Annotated in this window: 7 protein-coding genes; 5 read left to right on the top strand and 2 right to left on the bottom strand. The window is 69.9% G+C overall.

The window, feature by feature from the left end; genetic code table 11:
* Positions 1 to 401 precede the first annotated feature (401 nt).
* Both N5D30_RS24425 and N5D30_RS24420 read right to left on the bottom strand, forming a co-directional pair.
* Positions 402 to 626 (bottom strand): DUF1161 domain-containing protein, encoded by a 225-nt coding sequence (locus tag N5D30_RS24425; protein WP_279904107.1) that lies wholly within the window; start codon positions 624 to 626, stop codon positions 402 to 404.
* Positions 627 to 715: 89 nt separating this feature from the next.
* Positions 716 to 931, bottom strand: coding sequence for a dodecin (locus N5D30_RS24420; RefSeq protein ID WP_220815853.1), 216 nt, complete (start codon positions 929 to 931; stop codon positions 716 to 718).
* A gap of 161 nt (positions 932 to 1,092) precedes the next feature.
* On the opposite strand from N5D30_RS24420, the gene N5D30_RS24415 reads away from it, so the two are divergent.
* From N5D30_RS24415 to N5D30_RS24395, 5 genes are all read left to right on the top strand, one after another.
* Positions 1,093 to 1,605 carry a sigma-70 family RNA polymerase sigma factor gene (locus N5D30_RS24415; protein WP_279911065.1) on the top strand — a complete coding sequence of 171 codons (513 nt, stop codon included), beginning with the start codon at positions 1,093 to 1,095 and terminating at the stop codon, positions 1,603 to 1,605.
* Positions 1,602 to 2,549, top strand: coding sequence for a FecR family protein (locus tag N5D30_RS24410; protein WP_279911064.1), 948 nt, complete (start codon positions 1,602 to 1,604; stop codon positions 2,547 to 2,549). Before N5D30_RS24415 ends, N5D30_RS24410 begins: the two co-directional genes overlap by 4 nt.
* Before the next feature lie 96 nt (positions 2,550 to 2,645).
* Positions 2,646 to 5,048: a TonB-dependent siderophore receptor gene (locus tag N5D30_RS24405; RefSeq protein ID WP_279911063.1), complete on the top strand. Its 2,403-nt coding sequence runs from the start codon at positions 2,646 to 2,648 to the stop codon at positions 5,046 to 5,048.
* A gap of 189 nt (positions 5,049 to 5,237) precedes the next feature.
* Positions 5,238 to 5,762 carry a sigma-70 family RNA polymerase sigma factor gene (locus N5D30_RS24400; RefSeq protein ID WP_279904110.1) on the top strand — a complete coding sequence of 175 codons (525 nt, stop codon included), beginning with the start codon at positions 5,238 to 5,240 and terminating at the stop codon, positions 5,760 to 5,762.
* Positions 5,759 to 6,700, top strand: coding sequence for a FecR domain-containing protein (locus N5D30_RS24395; RefSeq protein WP_279911062.1), 942 nt, complete (start codon positions 5,759 to 5,761; stop codon positions 6,698 to 6,700). Before N5D30_RS24400 ends, N5D30_RS24395 begins: the two co-directional genes overlap by 4 nt.
* Positions 6,701 to 6,705: the final 5 nt, after the last annotated feature.

The raw sequence follows: 6,705 nt of genomic DNA, 5'->3' as shown, positions 1-6,705 counted from the left end.
AGGCACATACACAGCCATGAATCCCGTTGCGTGACGCTACAGCTGCCCTGCAGAAACGGCCTGCCTGCAATATCGATGGGAACCCGCAGGGTGGGGAAGGCCACAGGCCATAACCCACCCGCGCAATCGACCGCGGCACCGCGGGATTACGCCGGCAAGCGGCTAACCGACCCTATGCGTTGCGCGGTCAAGCCCCTCTAGCTGAACACTGCAGCTGCCTGCCCCTGGATTCCCGCCTGCGCGGGAATGACGGTTCCGAGAGCAATTCCACCCCCACCTCGTCATCCCCGCGCAGGCGGGGACCCAGAAGAGCTCTGGGCACTACAGCTCTAACGGTGACATCGCCATGAAAAAGGCCAGGGCGCCTCTCGGCGGCCCTGGCCTTCGGGGAGCGCGGACGATCAGCCGCGCTGGTAGACGATTTCCTTGGTGCCGGCCTCGCAGGAGCCCACCACCTTGCGGTCGCCGGCGTCGCCCTTGTCGACCACGTCCAGGGTGTAGGCGGGCACGCCGTTGGCCTTGATCTTGGCGTCGATCTCCGCCTTCAGCTCCTCGCACGGCTTGCCGGCGGCCCACACGGAACCCGCCAGTGAGAACAGGGCCAGGCCCAGCATCATTCGCTTCATCGGTAACGCTCCTTCGTTGGGGGACTCTCGGGGCGACCCGCCCCGGCCCTCGAAGGGTAGCCCAGGATGCGGGTGGCGACTCTTCGGGCTCAGCTGTCGCTGATGCGGAACCCGACCTTCAGGGTGACCTGGTAGTGCCCGACCTTGCCGTTCTCGATGTGGCCGCGGGTTTCCACCACCTCGAACCAGTCCAGGTTGCGCACCGACTTCGCGCATTCGGTCAGCGCATTGTTGATGGCATCCTCGATGCTGGTCCGCGACGAACCCACCAGATCGATCAGCTTGTAGGTGTGGTGATCGGACATGACGCTCTCCTTGTGATGACGAAAGGCGATGCACTTGCTGTTGTGGCCCGCCCCGGGCCGAATAAGTTCAGATTAGCTGCACTCGCGCGGGATGCCGTTCCTCGTCGCCGATTGCGGTGAGAGGCGCAGGACCGATAAGATGCGACGAATTCTCATTTGTCATGTGCGCCCCCGTGTCCACTACCCACAAGCTCGGCTTCTTCTTCAGCGACCACCATCGCTGGCTGCTCCTGCATGTGCAGCGCCTGCTGCGCAACCGCGCGGACGCCGAGGACACCGCCGCCGAAACCTTCTGCCAGCTGCTCGCCGCCCAGGTGGACCCGGCCACCATCGAGCAGCCGCGCGCCTACCTCTCGACCATCGCCCGCCGGCTGATCTTCGACCGCCACCGTCGCCGCCGCCTGGAGCAGGCCTACCTGGAGCGCCTGGCCCTGCTGCCGGAAGAACTGGCGCCCTCGCCCGAGGAACGCTTCCTCCTGCTGGAGGCGCTGAGCGCCATCGACAAGGCGCTGGCCGGGCTGCCGCTGGTGGTGAAGAAGGCCTTCCTGCTGAGCCAGCTCGACGGCCTCGGCTACGCCGAGATCGGCCGCCGGCTGGGGGTTTCCGAGCGCACAGTGGGCCGCTACATGACCCAGGCCCTGCGCCAGTGCTACCTGAGCGGAGCGCAGCCGTGAGCCGTGACACGCCGGACCAGGCCGGCGAGCAGGCCATCGCCTGGATGGTGCGCCTGCGCTCCGGGCGCGACGAGGCCCGCCAGCAGGCCCGCTTCCAGCACTGGCTGGGCCAGGACCCGGCCAACGCTCGCGCCTGGGAACAGCTGCAGCGCGGCCTGGGCAACCACTACGACGTGGTGCGCCGCGCCCCCGGCGCATTGCGCGACACCCTGCTGCAACCGGAACTCGGCCGCCGCGACCTGCTGCGCGGGCTGGCCGGGCTCGGCCTGCTCGGCGGCGGCCTCTGGCTGGCCGCCGGCAGCGACAGTGGCCGGGTGCTGCTGGCCGACCTGCGCACCGGCACCGGCGAGCGCCGCAGCCTGTCGCTGGCCGACGGCAGCCGGCTGAGCCTGAACGCCGGCAGCGCGGTCGATCTCGACTTCTCCGCCGAGCGTCGCCTGCTGCACCTGCGTCGTGGCGCCCTGGTGGTGCAGGTGGCGGCGGACCCGGCGCGGCCGTTCATCGTGCGCAGCGCCCAGGGCGACGTGCGCGCCCTGGGCACGCGCTTCCTGGTCGAGCAGCAGGCGGACGCCACCCGGGTGGTGGTGCTGGAGCACGCCGTGCGCGTCTCGCTGCCTGACGGCACCGCGCTGGACGTGGCGGAAGGCCAGGCCGCGCTGCTGCACGCGCGGCGCATCGAGCCGCTGGCGGCCGGCCAGGCCTACCGCGCCGACTGGGTCGAGGGCCGCCTCAGCGTGCTGGACGAGCCGCTGGCGACGGTGATCGACGCCCTGCGTCCCTATCGCCTCGGGCTCATCCGGGTCAGCCCGCGGGTGCGCGACCTTCGCGTGCAGGGGGTGTTCCCGCTGGACGACAGCGAGCGCACCCTCGCCGCGCTGGCCGAGACCCTGCCGATCCGGGTCGAACGCTACGGCTCGTGGCTGACCCTGATCGACGCGCCCTGAATCTGGTGAGAGTGAAAATTTTTCTCATTCCTGTCCGGTTTTCCGCGCTCGTTGCACCTCTCTCCTGACAACGCCAACCCATTCAGGAGAATCCCCGTGCTCAAACCCTGGCCCCTCGCCCTTGCCATCGCCCTGGCCGCCGCGCCCACGGCCTTCGTCCGGGCCGAAGGCTCCGTCCAGCAGCAGGTGCAGCGCTTCGACCTGCCCGCCGCCGGCCTGGCGGAAACCCTCAACGCCATCGCCCGGCAGAGCGGGCAGGTGATCTCCCTCGACCCGGGCCTGGTCGCCGGCAAGCGGGCGCCCGCTATCCACGGCGAGATGAGCGCCCTGCAAGCCCTGCAGCGAGCGCTGGCGGGCAACGACCTGCAGGTGATCGTCACCGGCAGCGGGACATTCAGCGTGGTGCCCGCAGTCGACGCCGACGGCGCGCTGGAGCTGGGTGCGACCAGCATCAACAGCACGGGCCTGAACGAAACCACGGAAGGCAGCGGCTCCTACACCACCGGCGCCGTGACCATCGGCAAGACTGCCCAGTCGCTGCGCCGCACGCCCCAGTCGGTGACCGTGGTCACCCGCAAGCTGATGGACGACAAGAACCTCGTGTCGCTGGACCAGGTAATGGCCCAGACCCCGGGCATCACCCGCGCCAACCGCGGCTATGGCAACAACCACTTCAGCTCCCGCGGCTTCGACCTGACCGACGACAGCTACATGGTCGACGGCGTGCCCGGGCAGGCCTACGCCTACACCGGCTGGATGATCCCGGACATGGCGGTGTTCGACCGCGTCGAGGTGCTGCGCGGCGCCGCCGGCCTGCTGGTCGGCGCGGGTGGCCCGGGCGGCGCGGTCAACCTGGTGCGCAAGCGCCCGACCGCCGACCCGCGCTTCTCCATCACCACGCGCGCCGGCTCCTGGGACAACTACCGCCTGGACCTGGACGCGAGCGGCCGGCTCAACGACGACGGCAGCCTGCGCGGCCGCATGGTCGCCTCCTACGAGGACCGTGGCGACTTCATCGACGTCATCGAATCCAAGCGGCCGCTGCTGTACGGCATCGTCGAGGGCGACCTGGGCGACGCCACCACCGTCGCCCTGGGCCTGCGCCGGCAGACCTCGCGCATCGACGGCTACAGCGTGCTGGGCCTGCCGATGAACCCCGATGGCAGCAACCCGCACCTCAAGCGCTCGACCTTCCTGGGCCAGGACTGGGCCACGCTGCAGACCCGCACCGACGAGGTGTTCGCCGACCTCAACCACCGCTTCAACGACAACTGGAGCGGCAAGCTGGCGCTGTCCCACTCCGAGAGCGCCTACAACCGCAGCGCCATCGAGTGGGGCGCGGAAGACACGCTGGAACACGGCAGCCCGACCGGGCCGATGATCTACGACACCAGCTTCCACAAGTTCGACGCCACCGCCAACGCCGTCGACGGCCACCTGGACGGCGAGTTCGAGGCCTTCGGCCTGACCCACCAAGTGACCCTGGGCGCCAACTGGTCCAGGCGCGAGATGAACGACAAGGACGCGACGGTCAGGCTGGACAGCCCCATCCCGCTCGACGTGTTCGACCCCGACCACCACATCATGCCCGAGCCCGCGCGGCCGGCCTGGGACTACAGGGAAGACACCATCGACACCCGCTACGGCACCTACCTCAACACCCGCCTGCGCATGAGCGAGGACCTGAGCCTGGTGCTCGGCGCGCGCCTGAGCTTGTACAAGACCGAGGCCTGGGATGGCCCGCGGGTGAACGTCAACGAGCAGAAGCACGAGTTCACCCCCTTCGTCGGCGCGATCTACGACCTCGACGACGCCTGGTCCCTGTACGCCAGCTACGCCGATATCTTCATGCCCCAGGCCAGCTACCGCACCGCCGGCGGCAGCATGCTGGACCCGGCCATCGGCTCGAACTACGAGACCGGGATCAAGGGCGAGCTGTTCGACAAGCGCCTGAACCTGTCCCTCGCGATGTTCTACATCGAACAGCAGGACGTGGCCGCCCGCGACTACGCCAACGACGGCAACTGCCCGCAGGACGTCGCCGGCCGCTGCTACGTGAACAGCGACGGCATCAGCCGCAGCAAAGGCTTCGAGGCGGAGGCCAGCGGCGAGCTGCTGCCGGGGCTGCAGGTCGCGGCCGGCTACACCTTCAACACCACCCGCTCGCAGAACGGCGGGCCGATCTCCGCGCAGACCCCCAAGCACCTGCTGCGCGTCAACACCCACTACACCCTGCCGGGCGAGTGGAGCCGCCTCAGTGTCGGCGGCGGCGTGTCGGCCCAGTCCGCCTACGACGATGCCTACAACGGCACGAGCAACAGCGGGCGGGCGATCTTCGACGCGCGCGCGGCCTACAAGATTGACCCGCACTGGACCGTTGGCGTGGACATCGAGAACCTGCTGGACCGCAAGTACTTCGCCTCCACCGGCTACTGGACCCGGGGCACCACCTACGGCACGCCGCGCAGCTACATGCTGACCCTGCGCGGCGACTTCTAGCCCCCCGCCGCCGCACCCCACTACGCAGGCCTTCGGGCCTGCGTCTTCGTTCGCCCGGGACACGATTCGCCCGGTCATGGAACGCCCCATCGCCACGGCGTCTTCGGCGCCGGCCATTCCCAATCGTCCTCCGCGCCCGTAGAATTTGAGACAAATTCTTATTTGCAACTCACTATTCCGGGAGGGTGGATGTCCACGGCATTCCCCGACGCGCCGCCGCCGCACGACTTGCACGCGCTCTACCGCGACCACAACGGCTGGCTGCAGGGCTGGCTGCGCAGGCGCCTGGGCGACCGCGAGCGCGCCGCGGACATCGCCCACGACACCTTCCTGCGCCTGCTCGTCGGCAGCGTGGCCCAGCCGCTGCGCGAGCCGCGCAGCTTCCTGGCGACGGTGGCCAAGAGGGTGATGGTCGACCACCTGCGCCGGCGCAGCCTGGAAGAGGCCTACCTGGAGGCCCTGGCCCACCAGCCGGAGCTGCAGGAGTGCTCGCCGGAAGAACGCCTGCTGATGCTGGAAACCCTGCTGCAACTCGACGCCATGCTCGACGGCCTCGGCCACAAGGCGCGCCAGGCCTTCCTGCTGGCCCAGCTGGACGGCCTGGGCTACGCCGAGATCGCGGAGCGCCTGGGCGTGTCCGTCAGCTCGGTGACCAAGTACATGGCCAGGGCCACCGAACAGTGCCTGCTGTTCGCCCTGGACGCGCAGGCATGAACCCGGCCGGGCAGCGCCAGGCCCTGCGCGACGCCGCCCAGTGGCACGCGCGCCTGGGCGCGGCGCCCGATTGCCCGGCCACCCGCCAGCAGTGGCAGAACTGGTATCAGGACGACGACCTCCACCAGTGGGCCTGGCAGCGCCTCGAACACCTGCAGGCGGAACTGCGCGGGCTGCCCGGGCCTCTGGCCCGGCGCACGCTGGCCGGCGGCGAGGCCGGGCTGCAGCGGCGCACCCTGCTCAAGGGCCTGGCGCTGGGGATCGGCGTCTCCGGCCTGGCCTGGACCGGCTACCGGCAATCGCCTGTCTGGCTCGCCGATCTGCGCACGGGCACCGGCGAGCGGCGCAGCCTGACCCTCGAAGACGGCACCCGCCTGACTCTGAACACCGCCAGCGCGGTGGACGTGCGCTTCGAGCCGGCGCAGCGACTGGTACTGCTACGCGCTGGCGAGATCTTCGTCGAGACGGCCAGGGACGCGCGGCCGTTCCGGGTGCGCAGCGCCCACGGTGAGATGCAGGCGCTGGGTACCCGCTTCGGCGTGCGACAGCACCGGGAGCACACCGAACTCAACGTGCTGGAGCATGCCGTCGCGGTGCGCAACGCAGCGACCGCCGACGCGCTGCGCGTGGAGGCCGGCCTGCGCCTGGACTTCGGCGACGGCCCCCTGCCGGCACCGCAGCCGGCGGACCCGAACCAGGCCGAATGGCGCAACGGCCGCCTGGTGATCGACGACTGGCGGCTGGACCGGGCGCTCGCCGAACTGCAGCGCTATCGCCCGGGCTTCATCGACTGCGCCGACGAGGTCGCCCACCTGCGGCTGTCCGGCGCCTTCCCGCTGGACGACACCGACCGCGCCCTGGCCGCGATCGCCCTGGCCCTGCCGGTGCGCATCGACAGCCGTACCCGCTTCTGGACCCGCGTGCGGCCACAGGGCTGAAAAAA

Source organism: Pseudomonas sp. GD03875 (assembly GCF_029840585.1).
In the GTDB taxonomy this organism is placed as follows: Bacteria; Pseudomonadota; Gammaproteobacteria; order Pseudomonadales; family Pseudomonadaceae; genus Aquipseudomonas; species Aquipseudomonas paralcaligenes.
The sequence above is the reverse complement of the archived record's forward strand: the minus strand, read 5'-3'. Positions and strand labels throughout refer to the sequence as shown.

Coding starts and splice junctions, on each gene's coding strand:
- N5D30_RS24425 (WP_279904107.1), bottom strand. CDS start 626: ATGAAGCGAATGATGCTGGGCCTGGCCCTGTTCTCACTGGCGGGTTCC.
- N5D30_RS24420 (WP_220815853.1), bottom strand. CDS start 931: ATGTCCGATCACCACACCTACAAGCTGATCGATCTGGTGGGTTCGTCG.
- N5D30_RS24415 (WP_279911065.1), top strand. CDS start 1,093: ATGTGCGCCCCCGTGTCCACTACCCACAAGCTCGGCTTCTTCTTCAGC.
- N5D30_RS24400 (WP_279904110.1), top strand. CDS start 5,238: ATGTCCACGGCATTCCCCGACGCGCCGCCGCCGCACGACTTGCACGCG.
- N5D30_RS24395 (WP_279911062.1), top strand. CDS start 5,759: ATGAACCCGGCCGGGCAGCGCCAGGCCCTGCGCGACGCCGCCCAGTGG.